This window comes from Chitinophaga sp. S165 (genome assembly GCF_003182155.1).
Classification (GTDB): domain Bacteria; phylum Bacteroidota; class Bacteroidia; order Chitinophagales; family Chitinophagaceae; genus Chitinophaga.
The window spans coordinates 70,253-94,086 of the sequence record NZ_QGTG01000011.1 but is presented as its reverse complement, the minus strand read 5'-3'; the positions used below and the strand labels follow the sequence as shown (position 1 = coordinate 94,086).

The following is a 23,834-nucleotide window of genomic DNA, read 5'->3' as shown; positions in this document are numbered from 1 at the left end:
TACTGTTTTAACCTACTGTTTTAACTTAGCGTCAACCTATTTCACCTGCTGATAACTGACAACATAGTTTTTTCCAGGTTGCATAGTCATCTCGTACCAATCGCCTTCCTTGCTTTCAATACTTGCTGTTTTACATACCGGCTTTGTCTGACTGCGGAACCTTAGTGTACCTACGCCTTCCGCTGTTGTGATCTTCATCTCCTTTAAACTGCATCGCACTGCTATATCTCCTTTAGGTGTCGGCACACGTCCTTCCATCCATTCCAGTCCGCCCAATACCGGTTGTACCATGTAAGTGGCATAACCGGGTGACGTAGGTTTTACACCCAGGTAATATTTCCCTAAGAGATATATTGGACTGGCACCCCAGGCATGACAAAGGCTCTTTCCGAATTCTCTTCCATACATGGCGTAGTGCTCTGCTCCTTTCTTTGAAGGATTGTACTCTTCCCAGAAACTCGTCGCTCCCAGTTTTAACATGCCACCCCAATAGTCTTTCATTTCCTTCAGTACATATGGCTGTTCTCCCAGCGCACATAATGCTTCCAGTTCATAGAAGCGCATATATGGTGTGGTGATCTGCTGGATGTTGTTATTCAGTAGTACGGACTTCTTAACTGCTTCCTTTTGTTGTTGGTTGAAGTAGTCGTAGAAGATGGCGAACATATTTGCGTAACGGGTAACATTTGTTGTTTGCTTCCCTTCTACCCTGCTGTGCACAAGCGCCTGTTTCTCCTGGTTCCAGTAAAGGCCGAAGAGTTTCTTTTTTAGTTCAGTTGCGTATTGTTTGTATTTAGTGGCGTCCTTCTTTTCATTTGCGATATCCGCGCAGAGCGCCATTGTTTCCAGGCTACGGCAAAGTAATAACTGTTCAAAGCTTACCTCTCCTTTTTTACTCAATCCATCTGCCCAGTCGATGAATATCCAGTCGCCCGGCATTCCTTCCATCAAACCGTCTTTATTTCTACGGCCCAGACAGTATTCCATCATCGTTTGCATACGTGGATAGAACTGTTTGATGAATGTCTGATCGCCGGTATACAGGTAATAGTCATAAATACCCAGGAACCAGTAGAAAGTATAGTCCATGATGGTATTGATATGACTTGTTACCGGGTCCTTCCCTCTCAATGCCAGCATTGTTCTTGATACCGTATTGTTATCGAAGTACAGGTAATAGTTCATCAGATAACTCTGATAAGCATCTCCACTCCATACCCAGCGGTCACGTTTGATACCGTCAATGAAGAACTCTCTTGTATTCAGTTCAAAGGTATATTTTGCGATATCATAGATCCTGTTGATCTCCTCATCTGAACAACGGAAGCTACCTTTCTCCTTTACATCTGCATGTTCGTATAACATAGAGACTGAATCTACCTGTATGTTTCCATCCGTTACCATGTTGACATAGCGGAATGCTTTTGACAGCGGCATGATAGAATCTCTCTTTGCAGATAACTGAAAAGAGAGCCTGTCTAATGTGATGGCGCCTTTTTCACTTAGCGCTTCTTCTTTACTTTCACCATAGTATAGTGCGATGTTGCCATTACCTTTTATGCCATGCAGGTGAATAAAGCCGAACGTTTCCTTACCAAAATCCACCAGGGTAGCGGTGTTGCTTTTTGCTACACTGGCAGGACTTTTCGGTGTTACCGGCAGTTTACATTCAGAGGGCCGGGTGTTGATGTTGTTAAAATTCCAGCTACCTGCGTTGAGCCATTTTGTGGCAGAGATATCGGAGGTTTTACCTGTTTCGTCTATCCATTCTTTATCCTCGAAGGTTACGAGCCAGCTGGCATCAGAAGCGATCGTCCTACCGGCTACATAGATAGCGGGTACACTTGCCTGATTGAACACTTTTATATTGATCCGGTGTTTACCAGCGGGTACGGTTATCTTAGCCGGCATACCTTCCAGTGGCTGTCCGTCGAGCTTTACGTTATAGATCCCTTCTGTATAAATGCTCACTTCTTCAGGTGTTGTCAGTGAAAAGTCTTTATGAAAATCGATCAGCGGATAATGACTATCGAACTTCCAGAATACGGGAAAGAAGGTACCTCTGTCAGTACGGCGGTTCTGCATCTGGTTACTCAACCATATTTCAAAATCGCCGGGATACCAGATCCAGGAGGGTTTTGATTGCGCCAGTGCATACTGACACAGAGAGAGTAAAGTGAAAAATAACAGGCTGACTTTTATAACAATGTTTTTCATGATCCGTGTCCGTTGGTGATATATTGATTGATAGGTTGTGTATGATGTGCAGGTGCTTTCTCTTTTAACAGCTGCTTGTATGGCGCTTCCAATCCGGCGGACTGTTTGATACTGTCCGTTACCTGCGGACCGTTATTCTGCCATATATTATTTGGCCCGTTGGCATTTTGCAGGAACTTCTCTGCAGGGCACCAGTTATCTTTTACGGTATAATAGGCAGTTCCTTCATCTGTATACAGATAGAACCAGTGTGTTGGAATGTGGGCATAGGGAGCTTTATAGATACTGTCTATATAATTCCCGATGATCTCAGAACCCGGTTGTGCAGATAACGTATAGATACCGGCTACGTCGTACATATGGCGTGCATAGTGATGTATCTTATTGCTGATGATCCGGTTATTGCTCATCACGTTGATGGTCTTGGTCCAACCCCAACCTACACTGATGCCTGTATAGGACACTTCATTTATTTCGTTGTGCGCTATTGTGACATCTTTCACGTAACCTGCGCTGATACCGAGTGTGCCCCAGTCTTCGTTGGTAACATCTGTGATGAGATTATTTGAGACGAGGATATTACTGCATACAGGCCGTGTATCCACAGGATGATAAGGCAGGTGTGTTTCGGTAGCTTCGTCTGAATATAAGCCAAGTTGAATACCGGTGCCGCCGATGTCTTTGAACAGGTTGCCGTTGATAGTATCGTAGCGGTTACCTGTTTCATAGTCTAAGCCGGTAGAAGCCAGGTGCTCAAAACGGCAGGCAGTGAAAGTGGTATGTTGTGCATAAGATACTTCCACGGCGGCTGGCGGACGGCCTATCCATGCCTGGTTTTCCAATCCCTTTTTATCGGGCGTGCCGGGTATTTCCAGTTTATAGGCATCCAGCATATACAACCCTGCCTGCAAGGGTACATGTCCCATTTTAGAAGGACGCAGCCAGGTGGTATGTTGAAAGCCGATGTCTTTGAAATGTATGTAAGATACGGGATGATCAATAGTCCCTGTGATGGTTACCAATGATTCCAGTACCGGAGCGATGACGGTGGCTGTTGACAGGTTTTCGTTGTTACGCGGCCAGTAGTATACTTTTCGTGCTTTTACATCGAGGTACCACTCGCCTGGTCCATCGAGTAAGGGCAATGCGTTGGTGAGCCAGAAGGCGGAATTGCCGGACTCTTTGGAGATCCAGGGAGCAGGCCAGGGATGTTCTGACTGGATCTTACTTTCCGGTTGATGAAATGTTAGCCGGGTACTGTCGCCATGAACATCCATTGTCTTAATACGCAGATTGGCGATAGCCCACCATTGATGGATGAACATTTCAAGTCCTGTTGTGTTTTCAAGTCCGCGGATAACGGGTGTGGGAATCCAACAGCTACCGGCTTTGTGATCCCATGAGAGGATGCGGCGCATGCTGTCTCCGTTCGTATCTTTAGCGCGGATAGCTTTTACATTATTTACCCAGAGCTGTCTGAAGTTCAGGGGTTCGGCAATCATATCCGGCACTTCTGCCACCCATATATTTCCCTTGAACCGTCTCCATTGCTTTAGCTGGATACCTCCGCTGAAAACAGGTCTTTCGCCGGGCGCCGCTTCAATGATGGTAGGATTTCCGGCAGTGCCTGCATCTTCAGGACGGATGAAGATGGGTTCATAGAGAAAATAAGTACCTCCTTTGATGATGATGTGAATGCCACCTTTGATAGCGGGATCATTTAAGCGTCTCCATTCTCTTGCCTGTCTTAATGCAGCGGCCAGTGTAGCTTTCGGCTGAAGGGCAGTACCGGCTTGCAGATCATCCCCCGAAACAGCTACGTAAATGTCTGCAGCATTAGCATACTGCATACACAGGAAAAGGCATGTTATCATACACCACACTTTCCTCATTCTGCTGCGTTTATAGCTGTTTTCCATACCTGTTCCAGTTGTGCGAAACCATGAATAGCACCGGAAGGCAGACGTTCGCCTTTGTCGCCGAACACATAAAGAGCAGGTGCTTCTTCGATGGTTATTTTTGATTCGTCGGCAGCATTGATATTCAGTCCGAGATTTTTAGCCATAAAATCATAGATGGCCTTCCGTTTATTGATACCGAAGTCGTGTCCTTCTGTTGGCAGATGCACGTTGGTGACGTTATCTTTTTTATTGTAGTAGTTATATATCTTCTGCAGGTATGGGAAGTCGTGCTCGGGCATTTTATCTGTCCAGTCGCCTCCATCACTGATCAGGAGTTGTGGATGAGGAGCTGCCATAGCAGCTATTTCCACATTATCTGTTCTGTTGCCACAAGCATGAACAGGCATACCACTTTCACAAGGGCAACCACCATAGAAATAAGAACTGATGGCTACTACGGGAGCACTGGCTCTAATACGATCATCTAGCGCTGCCATCAGTACGGTATGACTACCACCGCCGGAACCGCCTGTAATAGCGACTCTGGCAGTATCTGCATCTTTAAGCGCCAGCAGGTAATCGAGGATGCGGATAGCACCGAGGGCCTGGATGGTCATGGCCAGACTCCGGCGATGATCGGCATCTTCAAACTGTAAGAGCGATTCTCCCCAGGCGAAGAGATCATAGCTGAAAGCCATGGCGCCCATGCGGGCCAGCGCAGCGCAACGGTACTGGCAATCGGGCCTGTAACGTTGCTGCTGCCAGTGCCCATCCGGGTTGAGGATAACAGGTATTTTTCCTTTATATTTTGCTGGTTTATATAATGAGCCGTTGATGTATAATCCAGGTAATATTTCTATAGCGATGTTCCGGACAGTATAACCATCAAACTTTCTTTCTGCCGTGATGATAGCCTGGGAAGCAGGAGCAGCCGGCAAATGCGTCAGTTGCAAAGCTTCACGGATGCAGGGTTTCAGCTCTGCCTTACGTTGTTCCCATTCAGATTGATTGGTATACTGTGCAGCGATACGGTCCAGTTCAGCCCAGCCTTCTGGTACGGACCAGCGGTAGTATTCGTATTCACCCAGTTTATAGGTGTCTTTATCTTTTTTTATTTTCAGGTCGAGGGGCGTCAGGATATTATCCAACGTAGCTTCCAGGGTAGGCCTGTAACGCCAGTCTGCATAAGGAACGAATTTGCCTGCAACCTGTTTGTCGGTATATTTTATGCGGATGTTAAACCGTTTTTCAATGTCAGTCAATACGGCTTTCAGCGGCCGCTTATATGCGCTGTCTGATGTTTGCTGTGCATACAACTGTGGGCCGTTCAACAATAGCAGGTACCCTAATAAGGGAACGAGGAATCGGATCGTTCTTTTCATAACATGGCATTAAACGAATGGGAATCTAAAACAAAATCACAGGGTGATCATCCTATGCTGTCTACTTCCCTGAAAAATCAAAATAAAGCACTATTTGCAGGGCCCTTTCAGGCTCCTTTTCATAGTCGTAAAAGATATTCTTCATGCCCATCGGGCCGGTAGTTTCATTCCTTTGTGTCTTCGTGCCGATACTGCTGATACCTTGCATGAAGGACAAATCTCCTGTCGGGAAGATGGGCTCATAATTATGCCACTGGTCAGTTTTCCAGGCGGGCGTAAACAAGCGCAGGAAGAGGCTTTCATTCTCTGTGTATACTGTGAATGGTTGTGAAGCAGTGATAAACTTACACCAGTACATGTTGGCATGGTAGCCTTTAAACTCAGGATACTTCCAGCTCTCCCCTGTTTCAGTGTCGTTGTATTCTTTCTTCCAGATGCCGAAGGTGGTACCCTTTAAGCGGTTCTTCCATACGCGGTAAGGGCCGCTACCCATGTATTCTATTGCACGCATTTCTTTTTCAGGGAATGAAAAGTTCACGCCGGCCAGGGAAGTGAAATAAGCGGCGGGGAAATATTGTACAGACATCTTAACTACACCTGATGGATAGATCGTCCACTGCAGTGTATTATAACTGTTCTTTCTATCGAAGGAGGAAGTGATGATAAGATTACTTCCCTGGTAGTGATGTGAAAAATCTGCAAAGTTATTTTCTCCTTCCTGGAGTATGGGGCCGTGGTTAAAAGGGATGACGGTATTCCCATGTTTTACTTCCTGTAACAGGCCGTTCTTTTTATTGAATGCAATATGTATATCAGCGGCTGATACCAGCCATAACGAATCATGTTCACGGATGCTTACTTTGCCTGTACCGATAGTGTCAATCTTCTTTGCTGTTAATGCTACCGGACTTGTAATAGGAAAGCTCCAGGTAAACAGTTCCTTTCCGTGGGGATCTTTAGCTGACAAGTACAGCACATCGTATGTGTTCCAGTTGGGAGGAAGAGTCAGTTGCAAGATACCTTTTTCCAAAGGCTTCAGATGGGGAGCAGGAGCTGTGCCATTGTATACTGCCGATGTTTCGAGTTGCTTTAACTGCCAGGTAAAATGGCACTGGTCAATATTTGTGAAAGCGTAGCGGTTCTCTATGTTCAGTGTACCATCGAAGGCAGGTGTTATTTCCCGGCGTTCAATGAATACCGGGCTCCATACTTCTTTGATGGTAAAGAAGCTGCCTTCTTTTTCGTGATGCGGGCCTACGATACCATCTGCACCTCTGTGGTGATCGGTATCAAGTGAATCGTGTTTATCTTTCCTTACAACGCCCTGGTCGGAGAAGTCCCAGAGGAAGCCGCCTGCGCTTAATGGATTCTGCCACATATGTGCCCAATAGTCTTCCAGTCCGGCGCCATGGCCTCCATCGAACTGACCGTGCAGGAATTCGGTCGGCATGACGATCTCTTTTCCATTATCGTAGTTACCGATGCCATAGTTATACTCGCGGTAATGCTGTGTTTCAATACCGTTGAATAATTGCCAGGGATGTACAACGGGGCGTTGTTGCGGATCAAGTTCCGGGAAGAGGTGGTCCAGTTCTTTATTATGCCCGCCTTCATTACCATTGGCCCAGAGTACAATAGATGGGTGGTTTACATCATGTTCCAGCATTTCCTTTACGAGACGGGTGCCTGTTTCTGTGTTGTAATGACCATGCCATCCGGCTAATTCATCCATTACATATAATCCAAGTGAATCGCAGACATCGAGGAAGTGTGCATCGGGCGGATAGTGTGACATGCGCACGGCGTTCATGTTCATGTCTTTGATCAATTGTACATCTTCTATGCTGATCGTTTTACTTGTGGTTCTGCCTGTTTCCGGGCGAAAAGAATGGCGGTTCACACCTTTGAATTTCATCTTAACACCGTTGACGTAAATACCGTCGCGCTGTTTCAATTCGACAGTCCGGAAACCGATCCGCTGATGGAGGATATGGAGTACTTTCCCTTTATCGAGCAGAGATATTTCGGCATCATAGAGATTGGGAAATTCAGCTGACCAGGGGCGTATACCGGCATAGACTGTATCGATATGAATTTCAGATGTATTGAGTGTCTTTATAATTTGTCCGCCTACTTTCTGATGATCTTTGTCATACAGTTGCAGCGACAGCTGTTTCCCTTGCTGGGCATTTACTTTTACCACGGCGTGCAAAGCACCATTTGCATTTGCATTCACTGCGAGGGCGGCAATATGTTGAGCAGGAAGGGCTTCCAGGAATACCGGGCGGAAGATGCCGCCGAAGATCCAGAAGTCAGCTTTACGTTCAGCATCATTCACAGAAGCATTCGCGGAATGTTTAGCGACGGTGACCTCCAACAGGTTGGCTGTGCCATATTTTAATAATCCGGAGATATCATATTTAAAAGCATAAAAGGCGCCCTGGTGTATGGGGCCGGCAGATTTTCCATTGATCTTTACGGTAGCGTCGGTCATAACACCCTCGAAAACAATGTTCACCTTTTTGCCTTTCCAGTGGGCAGGCGCCTGGAAGGTATATTTATACAGGCCACTTTCCTTACCCCGGAGACTGTCTTTCGCGAACCCGTAGTCATATTTACCGAAGCCCTGCAGTTCCCAGCAGGAAGGAACGGGAATAGACGTCCATTTACCGGCATTGCTGCCAGCGGTGCAATAGAACTGCCAGTTTACGGTGTGATCGCTACCGGTACCGGAGAGATAACTGATTTCAGTAGACTGTGCAACAGCGTTATGTATGCAGGCTATTAAAACCAGCAATGTGGTAAGAGATCTTAGTGGAATTCGTTTCATCATCACGGGCGCACTTTTGGATGCCAAGCGGGGGTAAGTTAGTAAATGTATCCTGATATTTAAAACTCTTTTCTTTACCATAAAGGAAATCAGACACAATAAATGTTTACCAGACACATATCTATCGGTTATATTTTTTTATAAGCGGTGTTGCTTAAACCAGCATATCCCTTATTTTTGCCCCCGTGAGAAAAGTATGCCTCTACATACTGGTGTTTTTTATGGCGATGGAGAGTACCTCATTCGATCAGTTGCTGAAACTGCCTGTGCTATTCGAGCACTTCAAGGAGCATCAGCAGAGAGATAAGAATGTGGACTTACTGGAATTCCTGTCTATGCACTACTGGGGGACGGACCTTGACGACAATGATAATGACAGGGACATGCAGCTGCCGTTTAAGAAGGTGAATATCAACACACACCAGGTACTTTTCGCACGATTCACCAAAGCGCCTCAGATCATTGCTACCGAGCAGACTGTATTAAACACTTTTACCATCTATAAGGACCAATATCATCCTGAGTCCGATCTTACCTCCCCTTTCCGGCCTCCCTGTGCCTGAGTTGCATTTCAATTTTATTTATTGATCTATGATTGACGTATGCAGCGGCAAAGCGGTGTATGCCTGTCATTCTGCAGATCCATCCAGCAATTCATTCAACAGCAAGTAATGCTTGATAAGATCATTCAATTCTCAGTTAAAAATAAACTGGTGATTGGCCTCTTCATGCTGCTATGGGTTATCTATGGCATCTTTGAAGTAAGCCGGTTACCTATAGATGCCGTGCCTGACATTACCAACAACCAGGTACAGATCATTACCACTGCACCGGCTTTAAGTGCGCAGGATGTGGAACGGCTGATCACTTTTCCTATTGAACAGGCGATGAGCAATATTCCTCATCTGAAGGAGAGCCGCAGCATGTCAAGGTTCGGGTTGTCACTCATCACCATTGTGTTTGAAGATGATGCCGATGTGTATTGGGCACGCCAGCAGGTGAGCGAGCGGCTGCAACAGGTAGAAGTAAGCGAGAGTGCCAGTAAACCGGAATTAGCTCCTGTTACTACGGGTTTGGGAGAAATATACCAGTATGTACTGAAGCCGAAGCGGGGTTATGAGGGCAAATACAACCTGGCGGACCTGCGTACGATACAGGACTGGATAGTGCGGCGGCAGCTTTTAGGCACGCAGGGCGTGGCGGACGTTTCCACGTTTGGCGGGGAGCTGAAGCAGTATGAGGTGGCCATCAATCCGTACCAGTTAAAGTCTTTGGGACTGACCATTAGTGACGTCTTCACTGCTTTACAGAACAATAACCAGAATACAGGCGGAGCTTATATAGAAAAGGGACCGACTGTTATGTACATCCGCAGTGAAGGGTTGGCGGGCAGCATAACGGACATCGAAAATATCGTTGTAAAAAATACCACGGGAGGTGTTCCTGTGCTGATCAGGAATGTAGCTGAAGTACGAATGGGCGCAGCTACGCGTTATGGCGCGTTGAGCTACAATAATACAGGTGAGGTAGCCGGTGCAATTGTGCTGATGCTGAAAGGCGAAAATTCATCCGAAGTAATAAAGAATGTTAAACAGCGTGTTGCGGAGATCCAAAAGACCTTACCGGAAGGATTGCTGATAGAGCCTTTCCTTGACCGTACCAAGATGGTGAACAATGCAATAGGCACGGTGGAGCATAACCTGCTGGAAGGAGCGCTTATTGTTGTTTTAGTATTGGTGATCTTCCTGGGCAACCTGCGTGCGGGGCTGATCGTAGCGTCTGTTATTCCGCTGTCGATGCTCTTTGCTATTATCATGATGAATACTTTCGGGGTAAGCGGTAACCTGATGAGCCTCGGTGCACTGGACTTCGGGCTGATCGTGGATGGAGCGGTGATTATTGTGGAAGCTATACTTCATCATTTACATTTCTCAAAGAAGTATCAACATGTTGATCTGTTGTCGCAGGACGATATGAACGCTGAAGTAGCGGGTTCCTCTTCCCGGATGATGAATGCGGCGGTGTTCGGGCAGATCATTATCCTGATCGTTTACCTGCCTATCCTTTCACTACAGGGTATTGAAGGTAAGATGTTCAAGCCGATGGCGCAGACGGTGGCCTTTGCCATTCTGGGTGCATTCATTCTCTCTCTTACTTATGTACCAATGGTGAGCTCTTTATTCATCAGCAAAAAGATCTCTCACAAACCGAATTTGTCTGATCGTGTGATGGATAAGATCGAGGGTGTTTATCAAAGAGCGCTTAGTCGCGCGTTAAAGATCAGAAAGGGAGTTGTTGCCATGGCATTCGCCTTGTTTGCCATTGCGGTGTTCATATTCAGCAGGATGGGCGGAGAATTCATCCCACAGCTGGAGGAGGGCGATTTTGCGGTGGAAACGCGGTTGCTGGTGGGAACAAATCTGAATACAACCATTGCCACCTTTAAACAGATATGTGGTCTTTTGAAAGATAAGTTCCCTGAAGTGGACAGGATCGTTTCCCGTATCGGAACAGCAGAACTGCCGACTGATCCGATGCCTATTGAAGGCGGTGATATGATCATTGTATTGAAGGATAAGTCTGAATGGACGAGTGCAGAAAGCTTTGAGGAGCTGGCCACGAAGATGTCGGATGTTGTACAGCAGGCGATACCGGGTGTGACCTTAAGTTTCCAGTTCCCTGTGCAGATGCGTTTCAACGAACTGATGACCGGCGCCAAGCAGGACGTGGTGTGTAAGATATTTGGCGAAGACCTTGATCTGCTGGCGAAATATGCAGAGCAGATCGGGGCTGTGAGCAAAACAGTACGTGGTACAGCTGATCTGTATGTGGAAAAGGTGACCGGGATGCCGCAGGTGGTGATCCGGTATAACAGGAGCGAGATCGCGAAGTACGGGCTCAATATTGCGGAGATCAACCGTACGGTCAATGCCGCATTTGCCGGAGCAGCAGCGGGAAAGGTGTATGAAGGAGAGAAACGTTTTGACCTGGTGGTCAGAGTGGGTAATGAAGGCCGGCGGAATATCGAGGACGTGCGTAACCTGATGATCGCCACAGGCACCGGCAGTCAGATACCGTTATACCAGGTAGCCGCCATTGATGAAATTGAAGGCCCTAACCAGATACAGCGTGAAGACGCCAAACGGCGGATCACTGTCGGCTTCAATGTAAGAGGGCGTGATGTGCAGTCGATCGTTGAGGAATTGCAGCAAAAGATCAACCGGAAAATAAAACTCGAACCGGGGTATACAATTACTTACGGAGGCGCATTTGAGAACCTGCAACAGGCGAAGAAGCGATTGAGCATCGCTGTGCCGGTAGCTTTACTGCTTATTTTCGTGATGTTATATTTCGCGTTCTCTTCCGTGAAGGAAGGGGCGCTCATTTATACGGCGATACCGCTATCGGCCATAGGCGGTGTGTTTGCACTGGCCTTACGTGGAATGCCTTTCAGTATCTCCGCCGGAGTAGGGTTCATTGCATTGTTCGGTGTAGCGGTATTGAATGGCATTGTACTTATTTCTGAATTCAACCGGATCAAAAAAGAAGGAAAAGTGACTGATAGTTTACAACTGGTGATGCAGGGCACCCGTAACCGTTTGCGGCCGGTATTGATGACCGCCGCCGTGGCGTCTTTAGGTTTCCTGCCGATGGCTTTGAGCAATGGTGCAGGCGCGGAGGTACAACGTCCGCTGGCGACTGTGGTGATCGGCGGATTACTGACCGCTACCCTGCTGACTTTATTTGTACTCCCTGCGTTGTATCTTTTATTCGAAGGAAAAGCCAAAATAAGGCTAAATAAGGCCGTAATGATAGGAGGATTGGTATTGTTTGCTATTCCATCTGTTAAGGCCCAGAACAGCCCTTTAAATCTCAACCAGGCTATTAATATTGCGTTGAGCCATAACCTGCAGGCTACAAGTGCCCGATTGCATGAGCAGGCGGAGAACTTACGGCAAAAAACAGGGGTCGATATTCCGAAGACACAGATCAGTGCAGACTATGGGCAGATCAATAGTATTCAGAAGGATAACCGTTTTGGCGTTACACAGGCGCTGAACTTCCCTTCTGTGTATAGTAATCAGAAGAAGGCATTACGCGAGAATTACCTTGCGGCGCAGGCCAAAACCCAGGTGATGGAACAGGACATCAGGAGCAGTGTAAGGCGGCTTTATTATGACTGGATCTGGTTGCATGAGAAACAGGTACTGTTACAGTATGCTGACAGCATTTACCGCTTATTCGAAGAGAAGACTAATCTCCGGTTCAAGACAGGGGAAACCAATATACTGGAGAAGACCACGGCGGAGTCTCACCGGCAGCAGATCTCCAATCAGCTGGAGATGCTTTCTGCGGACATGCGGATCACGCTGAAGCAGTTCAATGTTCTGCTGGGAGATAGCGTGGTCCATCAGCCGCAGGCAGATAGTATCAAACTATCTCTTTCCCTGCCGGATACAGCGCAAAGCCAACTGCCACAGATAAAGTCACTGGAACATGAATCGGCCGCTGCTCACTGGCGCTGGCGTACGGAGAAGTCGAAGCTGCTGCCTGATTTCTTTATCGGGTATAACAACCAGAGTATTTCAGGAACGCAGGTAGTAGACGGACGGGAGACTTATTTCAACAACAGCAAACGGTTCAACTATGTGAATGCGGGCATCAGCATTCCACTGTTCTTTGGCGCACAACGTTCCAGGGCAGCAGCTGCGCAGGTAGACTGGCAACTCTCCCGGCAGCAGCTGGATTATGCACAGTTACAGGTGCGTACGGAATGGCAGAACGCCCTGACACAGCTGCAGAAGTATGCGGGCAGTTTACAATACTACCAGGGCAAAGGGCTGGAAAATGCGGCGGCCATCATCTTCACTGCCGACAAACAATTCGTAGGCGGGGATATCGACTATCTGCAATGGGTCATCCTGGTGGATCAGGCTATAGGTATCAGGAACGAATATCTTGATATGCTGAACAATTATAATCAGGCCGCCATCCAGGTACTGAAATTGCAAAATCTTTAATTCAATCAAGACATGCGACAATATCTTTTCTTATATCTTCTGTTCGTTGCCTGTAACAGCCATAAGACCACCGAGGAACCGGCTGCAGAAGCATCTGTCGATAGCAGTGTGGTTACGCTTACCGGTGAACAGATAAAAAATGCCGGCATTGAAACCGGTTATCCCTCAACTATGGCCGTTAGCGGTACCCTGCGCCTGCAGGGTACAATCGACGTACCTCCTCAGAGTACCGTAAGCGTGAGTTTTCCCTTAGGCGGATATCTGAAAAGGACAGACCTGCTGCCGGGTGCACACGTCAGTAAAGGACAGGTGTTAGGCGTGCTGGAAGATATGCAGTTCATCCAGCTGCAACAGGATTACCTCCTCGCTAAAGAGAAATTCACCTTTGCAGATACGGAGTTCAAGCGTCAGCAGGAACTGAACGCCAGTAAAGCCAGCAGCGATAAAGTGCTTCAACAGAGTAAGGCAGAGATGGAGAGTCAGCGGATCACCATGCAGGCATTGGCCAGGAAACTGGAGCTGATCGGGATCAATCCGCAGCACCTGAATGCCGCGAACATCTCCAAGAGCGTTAATATCCTTTCGCCTATCAGCGGGTTTGTATCCAAGGTGAATGTCAATATCGGCAAGTACACGGCTCCTACGGATGTACTATTTGAATTAGTAAATCCCAATGACATTCACCTGGCCTTAAGTGTGTTCGAGAAAGACGTGAACCAGCTTTCCGTAGGGCAAAAGGTGGTTGCATACAATAATGAGCATCCGGATAAAAAGTATACCGCCGAGATCCTGCTGATCAGCAAAAACCTTGACGAGGACCGGATGGCTACCGTTCATTGTCATTTCCACCAGTTTGACGCCTCCCTCCTGCCAGGGATGTTCATGAATGCGGAAGTGGCGGTAAACAATGCCACGGCCTTAACTGTTAGTGAAGCGGCGATCGTTCGCTGGCAGAATAACTTTTATGTATTTGCTGATAAGGGGCAGCACACTTTTGAGATGGTACAGGTTACTCCGGGGAATATCCATGAGGGTCAGGAACAGTTCTCCGCCCCTGGGGTTGATACCAGTACCAGGGTTGTGACCAGGAATGCTTATGCGTTGCTGATGAAGATGAAAAATAGTGGTGACGAAGAATAACTCCTAGCTATACCAGATCGTAAACAGAAAAAGGGCTGACCGGTTGGTCAGCCCTTAAACTTATATGTTATTACAATTTCATAAATCTGATTGTTTCCGGTGATCCTCCTTTTCGCTTCAGCACTGCCAGATAATAACCTTTATTGAGACGGCTGATATCTACATTGATTTCAGTCTTTCCGGCTATGTCGTAAGTTAACAACACCTGGCCACCAGCCAACGGAATGACGTCCAGTGTTTCCCAGTTTTCGGAAAGACTGATATCTTCGAGTGTGAATACGTTTGTGGCAGGGTTAGGATACAGGTGATTAACCATATCTGCAGCTGGAGCTGCAGACTGAGATAAGATGAATGGTTCGGAGGTTTTACTGCAATCACCAGCAGAAGCAATTACCCTGTAAGTACCGTCAGCCGCAGGTCTGAAAACTGTACCGGTACCAACATCTCTCCATGTATTATCACTTTGTTTTACCTGCCATTTATAACTTGCTGAGCCGTCGATACCTGAGACTATCAAATCCAGATTATATCTGCCAATTCGGGGAGTAGTGAGATTGGCAACTTCTACGATGGTGCTGTCCGTCCTTGAACATTTCCCATTATTTACTGAAACATAGTACATGGTAGTAGCCGGAGGTCTTACGCCTGGTCTGGCTGCGGAAGATACAAGTCCTGCAGGTAAAGATGTCCAGGAGTATGTATATGTATCAGTATTGTTGCCTCCCAGTGTTACGCTGTCGCTGGCACATATACTAAAGCTGCGACCAGCTGTTGCAACCGGCCTGTCCAATACCTTTACAAGCATTGTATCGCTTGCCTTACAGCCATCGGGATAGGTAACTGTCAATACGTAACTGTAGTCACTATATGGGTTTGCAACAGGCTGCGCGATATCAGGGTTGCTCAAGCCATAGGACGGGCTCCAGCTATATAAATTAAGGTTATCACCGATCAGACCGATCTTCGTACCACTATCACGGCACATTACAGTATCAGGGCCGGCATCAGCAATATGTGTGTTACAATACACCATTTCATTTCTGAGCGCATAAATGACGAAATTGTCGGTAAGGGTAGCGCCAGCCAGTAATAACCGTCCGTCCTTTTCTATTGCCAGTGAGCTGGTGGCGATAAAGTTATCAGGGGGAGTTTCCAGGGTAAGAAGGCCTTTTTCATACCCCCATGTTATGTCGGGAGTACCATCGGATATAAGCCTGAGTATCTGCGGGTATGACTTATCGAATACCGGTGAGCTCTCTTCTATTCTGCGACCCATTGCCAGTATTCTACCATCCGGCTGCAGGACAATATTGTTGGCAACATCTGAATAAGATGCTACGACATGTTTTCCATTGTTGCCAAAAGAAGCATCATAATTTCCATCTGCCAGATATCTCGTAACGCATATTTGTGTAAGATCTGCTAATCCGCCGGCTAATATTTTGCCGTCGGGTTGTACGGCGACAGACGAAATCCTAGCACGACCGCCACCCAGGTCAAATTCCGCCATCAGGCGTCCGCCATTGAAAGTTGTATCGGGTGTACCATTCTTTGTATATCTTCCCAGGGCGTATTTGCTTATGAGATCATTTTCCAGACTACCAGTTAAGATTACTTTATCATCCGGCTGAATTGCAAGTCTTGCAGACTGATTCCCCTGGTGCATATTTCCGGTTTCTTTGAGCCGCATTTCCCTGTAAATACCATTGACGCCATATGTACTGTCAATAGTTCCATTGGTATTCAGGCGTATGAGCGCTTCATACGTTATATTATCAAGATCTCCGTGATATGCGACTCCGCTTGCTACATCAACAGCTATTACAGGCTTTCCATCAGATTGTAGTACGAGGCCAAGGGGATGCTCACTTTTTCGCTCCTGAATATTTATCTCTCTTCTTCCGTAGTTACCGAATTCGGGGTCAGGTTTTCCATCCGGTGTAAACTTAAAAAGCATCACTTCAGACTCGCCTGTGAACCTGTTGATAGAGCCCGCCGGTATGTAAATATTCCCACTCTTATCTGTAACCATCGCCATTGTAATGCCGAGCGATTCAAACTCCAGTCTTGATGAGAGGCTCATATCATTAACGCTTTCATAAGTATATCCGTTATTGCCGAATTGGTTGTCAGTAGTGCCATCGGCGTTAAACCTGGTAAGCACGATACTAAAGCCCGGGCCATTCCGGGCATATCCTGCCGCCAGTATTTTACCATCATCCAATGGTTTTACGCATTGTGCAACGCTATTGTGCAAAATACCGGTACCTACTGCTACGGATGCGACGCCATTTGTACCCATACTAAGGTCGGGAGCTCCATCGGGAAGAAACCGGGTCATTACCACTGAGAAACGTCCGTTTACGAAGCCATATCCAACAACCACTATTTTTTTATCTGGCTGAGATAACGCCAGAGCAGCTTCGTTCATAAACGGAAGCTGTAAGGGTATAGCTGTTCCTCCGGCGCCGAAAGCGGCATCTATAGTTCCATCTTCATTTAACCGTCGTACAGCGGATTGTGTGGGGCCTTTTTGTCCGGGTATAGTAGCGGCCAGGAGAATTTTATTATCCTGCAGGGAACTTTTCACATAGTTATGATACCATATGTTGTTAGTAATTCTCTCAAAGTTTTTGCTGCCGTTATCGCCAAAAGTAAGGTCTTTCTGACCATCGGCGGTAAATCTCATTATCGCTATCGTATCAGTGTCATCTTCACCAATAACTTTGACTGCAGTTAATACAAACCGGCCCTCATTATCCATATGTACCAATGCACTGCCGTATGTCGCAGCAGAGATGTTTCCGGTTGCCACCCCCTTGTTTGCAAAGCTGGTGTCAATGATACCTTTGCTATCAAGTCTTATAATAAATGCTTCATATGAACTGGCAAGGTGCCTTATGCCACTGGCGATTATCTTTCCATCTGCCTGCAGGAACAGCGCGTTAGTTTCATATGCATGTTTGCCATAAGAATCAGGTATTGTTCCGAGAAATTCCGACGGAGAATCTTCATAGCCATTGGGTTTAAGTCTGTGGACCCTGAAAGACCCATCGTTGCCGCTAAAAAGTATTTTACCGTCAGCCTGTATCTTAATATCCGGTTGCGAACCGACATCTGCGGTTCCAACATACGTTCTGCCGTTCTCACCAAAACTGTTATCGGCAGTACCATCTGCATGATATTTACAGATGCTTCCAGCATGTACATCGGAGAAACCTGCGGTGAAGATACTGCCATCAGGTAATGAAATAACTGTTTTTACTCCATCATCGTCGAAGATATCAGTATAGACTATACCACCATTTCCGAATGAGTTATCAAGTTGTCCGTTCGGTAGAAAGCGTATCAGCAGATTATCTAAAGATTCGTTCAACACGCTGCCGGCAACTATGATTTTCCCGTCCTGCTGTATACATCCGGCGTTGATACTAAAATAAGGGAATCCGAAGTTGGCGGTTATTTTACCATTTTGACCGAATGAAGAATCGATAGTACCTGCCTGGGAGAAGCATTTAAAAATACTTATACAAATGAAGAATGGGATCAGAATGCTTCGTTTATGCATAGAATATAGGATAAGGCGCGAAGATATTGCAAATATCCTATATACAAGAAGGCATAGGTGAGGTAACGGCCACCCCACAGGTGGCCGTTATTTTCCTTTACAGGCTCCAGTCGACCGGTTCAATGCCGGCTTTTGACAGTATTTCGTTCGTTTTAGAAAAGTGTTTACAGCCAAAGAAGCCCTTGTCCGCACTAAACGGTGACGGGTGGGCTGCTTTCAGTATATGATGTCTGGTTGCGTCTATCAGGACCTGTTTGTCCTGGGCAAAACGTCCCCAGAGGATAAAAACGACATCTTTCTTCAGGTCAGATACCTTTTTGATCACAGAATTGGTAAAGTCCTCCCACCCTATTTTGCTATGGGAAGCAGGTTCATTGGCTCTTACCGTGAGCATAGCGTTGAGCATCAGTACCCCATGTTCCGCCCATTTTGTCAGGTTTCCACCTGGAGGGATGGGTAATCCCAGGTCGTCCTTCATTTCCTTGTAGATGTTTACCAGGGAGGGCGGCGGTTTAACTCCATCCTGTACGGAAAAGCACAATCCGTGGGCCTGTCCGGGGTTATGGTACGGGTCCTGGCCTAATAAAACTACCTTTACCTTGTCGAACGGGGTTTTCTCAAAAGCGTTGAATATCAGGTTCCCGGGAGGATAAACGGTATGTCCGGCAGCTTTTTCGTGTTTGAGGGCGACTACGACCTTTTCGAAATAGGCTTTATGAAACTCATCTTTCAGGACTTCCTTCCAGCTAGGCTCGATTTTAACCTCCATAGAATCTATTTTTAGAATTATTTTGAATTATTAAGGGAATTTTCCATAGATTTGCACTCCCAAATTAAACGATAAATATAGGGAAATTTGGAGAATCCGGACCGGTAGCTCAGCTGGATAGAGCAGCTGCCTTCTAAGCAGCAGGTCATTGGTTCGAATCCAATCCGGTTCACGAAAGAGGACAAAACCCGCCATAGTGGCGGGTTTTCTTTTTATACATCGTTTTACTAAGCTCTTATTAGATTATATGTGATCTGTAAAAGCTCTTTCCATTAAATCTTGTTCCCGTTTAGGCAGACCCATTTGTAGCGCGACTGTTCTCCAATTTTTGACTGCGGTTAATACTTGTTTGATGATCGATTCAGCTTGCTGAGCAGATATCCGAAAATATGGACACACTGACCGCACTAAATCCAGATCTAACGAATTATCCTCTTCGGAAATATTTAGTGTAAGCCCTGTTCCATCAGGAAATGGATTAACATCATATACAGGAGAAAGTGTCCAACCCCGGTCCGTTAATAGAAATCCATGATTGCGTAAATGATCATCTGTATTTTTTATACATACATTTAGAACAATTCTGCGAAAAAGTTCTTCCAGATCGTTGTTTACATTCGCTCCATTTTTTATAAGGAATTCTGCCAATTCCAAATAGCTTACACCTGTAGTATAATCAGCACCGTCAGTATAGCCAAGCATGGTCATGGCTGATGCAAAATGAATTCTTCCTCCATTAGTATTGCGATCAAAGCGTCTACTTAAAAAAGTATGATGCTTATTAGAAAATTTCTGAGCTTTAAATGGCGCTACCTTTACCCCTGCATTTGTAGCTATTTCCATAGCGACTGCTTCCCATGCTCCAATATCAACAATGTCATTTCCGCTGGGAAATTTGGCAATCCACAAATGACCGTTCGGGTCTTTTACACTTGCTTTAGGTCGGGCACCACCCAGGGATGATCCTGGCGCCATCAACATGTTTAACCATTTTAGCGCCTCGTCATCATCGAAATCATCTTGTTCTAATTGAAGACTGGCTTGTTCAAGCTCCCGAAGTGATGTCCAGGGGGGCGCTGCAAATTCCTGCTCCCAGCTTACAAAATTGTCTGTCGGATCTAATTTAAATCGCGATGCACCAATGCGATGTTCATCGTATACGCCTAATAAATAATCGGATTCGAACAATGTAGTCTGTTTACGATTTTCTTTCCTTGCAACGATAGCTTCCCTCCTTTTCATTAATACCCGGCCCCATCTATCGGGTGAAGAATCGAGAAACAGACCAAAGTTTAATTTATCGCCTCCACTATACTGACGACCTTCGTAAAATTGAAGATCCGGGTCTAATATTTGGCCATTGCCAGATGCAAGCCAGGCTTCTGTATATTCAAAGGAAAAAATCTCTTTACCCTTGCTATGCACGCTATTTAGCATGCCCATTAATAGAGGTGCTCCAGTAAGCCCCTCCCAATCTGCATATACATATATGGTCTTATCACTCTGCATCTTCTCCAGTTTGTTTTGTACCTCGCTTCGGTGCTCGTTTTTTGGTCACTAATCCTGCATCTTGCAGTTTACGACCAAGTTTATCATCCTCTGCCAGTTTTAAGAAGTCTTTTTCTAATCCTAGTACCAGTAATACCATAAAATAATTGCCTATGGCAACAGAAGGTGCTCCTTTTTCGATTTGCCAAAGAGTAGCCCGGCTTATGCCAGCTCTATCAGCCACTTGCTGAACACTTATTTTTCGCCTTCTTCTGGCTAGATGGATGTTTTCCCCCATTTGTTGCAGCACTTTGCGAGCCCTGGGTAATATAGTAACAGACTCTTTCATAATGTTCAATACTATTGACAAATATACCGAAATGTTCATTAAAATAAACATTATTACAATAGAAGACCTCGTACTGTCTGTTATCAATACATAAACAACTACTTATGTGTCTGAATCGTACGTTCAACCATCAACTGGGGAAAGGGGCGCCTTTACATCCTGAAGTGATGCGCTTTACCTACACTAGCTTTTCTTTAACGGCGAGGTATATTTCAGCCTCGCAGACTTACTTATATCCTATGAAAAAATTACTGGTATTAACAGTTATGATAGCCCTATCATCTACAGGAATATCACAAAATCACATCACTCAATTTCAGGAGAACGGAGAATATGGGTATAAAAATGAGAGCAGTGGCATCGGGTTCCCTCCTTGCCAGTTGGCTGGTAAGGATAGAATTGATGAATTAAGATGCTGCACCTGCGGCGGCGTCAACTTTCTTCTTAAACACAGGATAGTTCCCGTACAAAATATCAAGGACCTCTGTATTGGCCTTTTTACTTTTTCTGTATTGTAACGTGAGCGGCACTGCATTGTCCCATTGTTCGTCTTCTAAATAGGCAAAGATGAGCTCCAATGTACCGGCGTCAAAAGCGGGCAGGTTTTTATGCAATCTTTCCAGATAAACCAGCTTTTGAGCCTTGTCCATATTTTCTTTGGCGATCAATGCACGGTAGTAATCCAGGAAGGCGTCTTTATTGATAAGAGAGTCCAGGCTATTAACAGATCTCATTGCGCCGTCGAAATCTTTCTTCAGGAAATAGGCGTCGATCATAAGCAGGTACATATTGGGCGCATCCGGATATTCCTGCTGAAGCTTGTTCAATGCAGAAAGGTATTTGTCACTACTCAGGCCACTGGCAATTTGGATATACATGATCTTATAGAGTTTCTGCTCCGTAAGTATCGGGGGCAGTGTCTTAAACAGACTATCAGCAACTTCAAAGTTATTTGTATTGACATGTTTTTTTATCAGCTGCACCCTGGGGAGGATATCTTTAGGTACGTCGGATGCATCTGCCTGTTCATTTATATATCGCAGTGATTCTGCTATTGTGGTGGTTAAGTTTTCTCCTGTAGTATAAATAAAAATGTCTGCTATTCTGACCTTATCCCCTTTTTTTATAAGCAATAGATCGTGGTAGTTCAGCTGGTCATTATACAGGCGGAAAATCAAGTGCTGATGGTTGTCCTTTTCGTATTGTTTTACCAGCTCGTAAGACCCTTTGTTGCCGATGTTCCGTACGATTTCTTTACCGTATTCACCAGATCTCAGCGTTTTCATACCCCGTGTCACCATTTGCCGGTCGACCTTTTTACCAGCCTGGTCCAAGATCCTTTCTTCAATGGCGTCCACATCCAGCAGCTCGTTAAACCGGCTGTCGCTATGACGCGCAACGGCTTGTGCCAGCGAAGCAGCGACTTTAGCAGCTTCTTCCTTTGTGACTGGCTTTTCCGGCTCAGAACAGGATACAGCAAATAAAATAAAGGACAGAAAGATATACCGTACGGAGATATTATAGTTCATGGTCAGGCGATAGATATGCCATAAAAGTAATAAAAGGATCGGATATTCCCTGCAGCATTTGTTCTATTCAATTATGTAACTATACCTGACACCAGGTGCGCTGTTACTATCATAGCCCGCCACCTGCTTCGCATAACCGAAACAGCCAGTGGTTGATTCAGTACGAAGAACAAACTGGTACGATCTGTTTTTCTTTATTTCAATGCCTGGATTGAGAACTACGTTCTTAGCGGACCATCCGATCGCATCTGTCGAAATCTGATATGATTTTAGAAAAAGGTGCTGACCGCCTTCAATATCATAGAAATCGACTATTAACCCGGCATCTGGATACCCACTTTTCAGGACTGTCAAATTGAAGCGGTTTATTTTTCCAGTGCGATCTGCTGTAAAGGATTGTACTTTTTTGTCCTGGCCTTTGATCTCACAAACCGCCTTGAATATTTTTGAGCTGTCTTCATTTCGAGCCGTATTCTTATTCGTTACCCTGAAAAATTTCAAACATTCCATCGGCTTAATAGATCCATCTGGATCAAATGACAGGGGCGCCCAGTAAAAATTAGCGAGCGCCTCGTTTTTAGCCGCGTTATTCCACAAGTCACTTCCATAGAGGAAAATAGTATCCTCACGTAGTTTTATAGTTGATACAAATGAGGGTTGGCCACCGCAGGAGTTGTCACTTATCTTTCTTGCAGGCGACCAGGGCCCAGCGACCGATGAAGCAGACTTGTATGAGGTGCCTGTTCCTGAACAATAGCCACAATTCGGATCAGAATAGGTGACGTAGTAAGTTCCATTTCGTTTAAACAGCGCCGGGGCCTCCGTCTGACCGTCTGTAATTACAGCTGTTATTTTGCCGGTGCCAGTTAAATAATCGTCTTTTAGCTGTTCTATAACGATTGACCCTTTGGCCCTCCAGTCTGTAAGGGCCAGATATGCGGTGCCATCGTCATCTACGAACAGATCGTGGTCGCCATTATTTAAACCGGCTGCAGGCATGTTGTTGTTAGTGGCCAGTTCAGGTTCCGCCACCTCTACAAACGGCCCTAGCGGCGATTTGCCAGTGAACACACGATAGCCAATAACATTATCGTAAACATTGATCCAAAGTACGTACTGTCCGTATTTTCGATTGTAGACCACATGCGGTCTGAAGCAACCATAAGTTTTACCATCGCACCTTGTTTGCCAAACCGGGTTCTGTGCATCGAACAGGAACCCCTCATCCTTCCAACTGGCTAAATCTTTTGAAGAATATACTTTGAACCCACAAAATGGCGCTATTTTATTATTCCATTCAAAGCCGCAATCGTAGCTGGTCCCATACAAATAATAAGTACCATTGAAATAAGCTATCATTCCATCATGTGCGTCCACTGCATTTCCCGCATGATCGAATTTCGTGATCTGCTGTCCCGAAGCGGAAAAATTCTTCACCTGCCCGATCGCAGACAGGAATATTAAAATTGCTATAATAGAAAGAGTGATAGATTTAATCACGAACAAGGAATTTATGGATTTCCAACAATGTAAGATATTTATTTGTAAACCGACCGTCAGACAAAGTAAAGATTAGGGGTGGATATGAATACAGATTTAAGTTTACTCTAAAGAAAACGTGCAATTCTAAAGGTTGCTGA

The 23,834-nt window shown here is 45.8% G+C and carries 13 protein-coding genes and 1 tRNA gene; 4 read left to right on the top strand and 10 right to left on the bottom strand.

The features are described from left to right. Positions 1 to 36: 36 nt before the first annotated feature. From C7475_RS28990 to C7475_RS28975, 4 genes are all read right to left on the bottom strand, one after another. Entirely contained in the window at positions 37 to 2,217 is a 2,181-nt protein-coding gene (locus C7475_RS28990) for an alpha-L-rhamnosidase C-terminal domain-containing protein (RefSeq protein WP_110056932.1), read from the bottom strand. Beyond that, on the bottom strand, positions 2,214 to 4,091 hold the full coding sequence (locus tag C7475_RS28985) for a right-handed parallel beta-helix repeat-containing protein (RefSeq protein ID WP_233260001.1): 1,878 nt from the start codon (positions 4,089 to 4,091) through the stop codon (positions 2,214 to 2,216). The genes C7475_RS28990 and C7475_RS28985 overlap by 4 nt, the downstream gene beginning before the upstream one ends. Before the next feature lie 14 nt (positions 4,092 to 4,105). Next, positions 4,106 to 5,500, bottom strand: a complete 1,395-nt coding sequence (locus C7475_RS28980; RefSeq protein ID WP_110056930.1) for a S9 family peptidase — start codon at positions 5,498 to 5,500, stop codon at positions 4,106 to 4,108. 61 nt (positions 5,501 to 5,561) lie between these two features. Continuing rightward, the gene (locus C7475_RS28975) at positions 5,562 to 8,333 is read right to left on the bottom strand and encodes a glycoside hydrolase family 2 TIM barrel-domain containing protein (RefSeq protein WP_110057014.1); all 2,772 of its coding nucleotides are present in this window, start codon (positions 8,331 to 8,333) and stop codon (positions 5,562 to 5,564) included. Between the two features lie 182 nt (positions 8,334 to 8,515). Here C7475_RS28975 and C7475_RS28970 point away from each other — a divergent pair, with 182 nt between their 5' ends. Genes C7475_RS28970 through C7475_RS28960 form a run of 3 tightly spaced genes read left to right on the top strand, consistent with a single transcriptional unit; the run spans position 8,516 to position 14,491 of the window. Continuing rightward, a complete protein-coding gene (locus tag C7475_RS28970) occupies positions 8,516 to 8,893 on the top strand; it encodes a hypothetical protein (RefSeq protein ID WP_146217689.1) in 378 nt (125 codons plus the stop codon). Between the two features lie 39 nt (positions 8,894 to 8,932). Next, positions 8,933 to 13,351 (top strand): CusA/CzcA family heavy metal efflux RND transporter, encoded by a 4,419-nt coding sequence (locus C7475_RS28965; RefSeq protein ID WP_233260000.1) that lies wholly within the window; start codon positions 8,933 to 8,935, stop codon positions 13,349 to 13,351. 12 nt (positions 13,352 to 13,363) lie between these two features. After that, complete coding sequence (locus C7475_RS28960; RefSeq protein ID WP_110056927.1) at positions 13,364 to 14,491, top strand: efflux RND transporter periplasmic adaptor subunit; 1,128 nt, start codon at positions 13,364 to 13,366, stop codon at positions 14,489 to 14,491. A gap of 70 nt (positions 14,492 to 14,561) precedes the next feature. Here C7475_RS28960 and C7475_RS28955 read toward each other — a convergent pair whose 3' ends face one another. Then, positions 14,562 to 18,059 carry a T9SS type A sorting domain-containing protein gene (locus C7475_RS28955; protein WP_110056926.1) on the bottom strand — a complete coding sequence of 1,166 codons (3,498 nt, stop codon included), beginning with the start codon at positions 18,057 to 18,059 and terminating at the stop codon, positions 14,562 to 14,564. Positions 18,060 to 18,156: 97 nt separating this feature from the next. Then, entirely contained in the window at positions 18,157 to 18,828 is a 672-nt protein-coding gene (ung, locus tag C7475_RS28950) for a uracil-DNA glycosylase (RefSeq protein WP_110056925.1), read from the bottom strand. A gap of 98 nt (positions 18,829 to 18,926) precedes the next feature. Between ung and C7475_RS28945 the strand changes: the two genes are divergently transcribed. Then, a tRNA-Arg gene (locus tag C7475_RS28945) sits at positions 18,927 to 19,000 on the top strand. A gap of 71 nt (positions 19,001 to 19,071) precedes the next feature. On the opposite strand, the gene C7475_RS28940 is transcribed toward C7475_RS28945, so the two are convergent. The 4 genes from C7475_RS28940 to C7475_RS28925 form a co-directional block, all read right to left on the bottom strand. Beyond that, entirely contained in the window at positions 19,072 to 20,337 is a 1,266-nt protein-coding gene (locus C7475_RS28940) for a type II toxin-antitoxin system HipA family toxin (RefSeq protein ID WP_110056924.1), read from the bottom strand. After that, the gene (locus C7475_RS28935) at positions 20,327 to 20,665 is read right to left on the bottom strand and encodes a helix-turn-helix domain-containing protein (protein WP_110056923.1); all 339 of its coding nucleotides are present in this window, start codon (positions 20,663 to 20,665) and stop codon (positions 20,327 to 20,329) included. Before C7475_RS28935 ends, C7475_RS28940 begins: the two co-directional genes overlap by 11 nt. A gap of 407 nt (positions 20,666 to 21,072) precedes the next feature. Next, the gene (locus tag C7475_RS28930) at positions 21,073 to 22,194 is read right to left on the bottom strand and encodes a lipopolysaccharide assembly protein LapB (RefSeq protein WP_110056922.1); all 1,122 of its coding nucleotides are present in this window, start codon (positions 22,192 to 22,194) and stop codon (positions 21,073 to 21,075) included. Positions 22,195 to 22,257: 63 nt separating this feature from the next. Continuing rightward, complete coding sequence (locus tag C7475_RS28925) at positions 22,258 to 23,694, bottom strand: family 43 glycosylhydrolase (RefSeq protein WP_199236310.1); 1,437 nt, start codon at positions 23,692 to 23,694, stop codon at positions 22,258 to 22,260. Positions 23,695 to 23,834 lie beyond the last annotated feature (140 nt).

Excerpts from the sequence above, each read along its gene's own strand:
- C7475_RS28990 (WP_110056932.1), bottom strand. The coding sequence starts at position 2,217 with ATGAAAAACATTGTTATAAAAGTCAGCCTGTTATTTTTCACTTTACTC.
- C7475_RS28985 (WP_233260001.1), bottom strand. The coding sequence starts at position 4,091 with ATGATAACATGCCTTTTCCTGTGTATGCAGTATGCTAATGCTGCAGAC.
- C7475_RS28980 (WP_110056930.1), bottom strand. The coding sequence starts at position 5,500 with ATGAAAAGAACGATCCGATTCCTCGTTCCCTTATTAGGGTACCTGCTA.
- C7475_RS28975 (WP_110057014.1), bottom strand. The coding sequence starts at position 8,333 with ATGATGAAACGAATTCCACTAAGATCTCTTACCACATTGCTGGTTTTA.
- C7475_RS28965 (WP_233260000.1), top strand. The coding sequence starts at position 8,933 with ATGCAGCGGCAAAGCGGTGTATGCCTGTCATTCTGCAGATCCATCCAG.
- C7475_RS28960 (WP_110056927.1), top strand. The coding sequence starts at position 13,364 with ATGCGACAATATCTTTTCTTATATCTTCTGTTCGTTGCCTGTAACAGC.
- C7475_RS28955 (WP_110056926.1), bottom strand. The coding sequence starts at position 18,059 with ATGCATAAACGAAGCATTCTGATCCCATTCTTCATTTGTATAAGTATT.
- ung (WP_110056925.1), bottom strand. The coding sequence starts at position 18,828 with ATGGAGGTTAAAATCGAGCCTAGCTGGAAGGAAGTCCTGAAAGATGAG.
- C7475_RS28940 (WP_110056924.1), bottom strand. The coding sequence starts at position 20,337 with ATGCAGAGTGATAAGACCATATATGTATATGCAGATTGGGAGGGGCTT.
- C7475_RS28935 (WP_110056923.1), bottom strand. The coding sequence starts at position 20,665 with ATGAAAGAGTCTGTTACTATATTACCCAGGGCTCGCAAAGTGCTGCAA.
- C7475_RS28930 (WP_110056922.1), bottom strand. The coding sequence starts at position 22,194 with ATGAACTATAATATCTCCGTACGGTATATCTTTCTGTCCTTTATTTTA.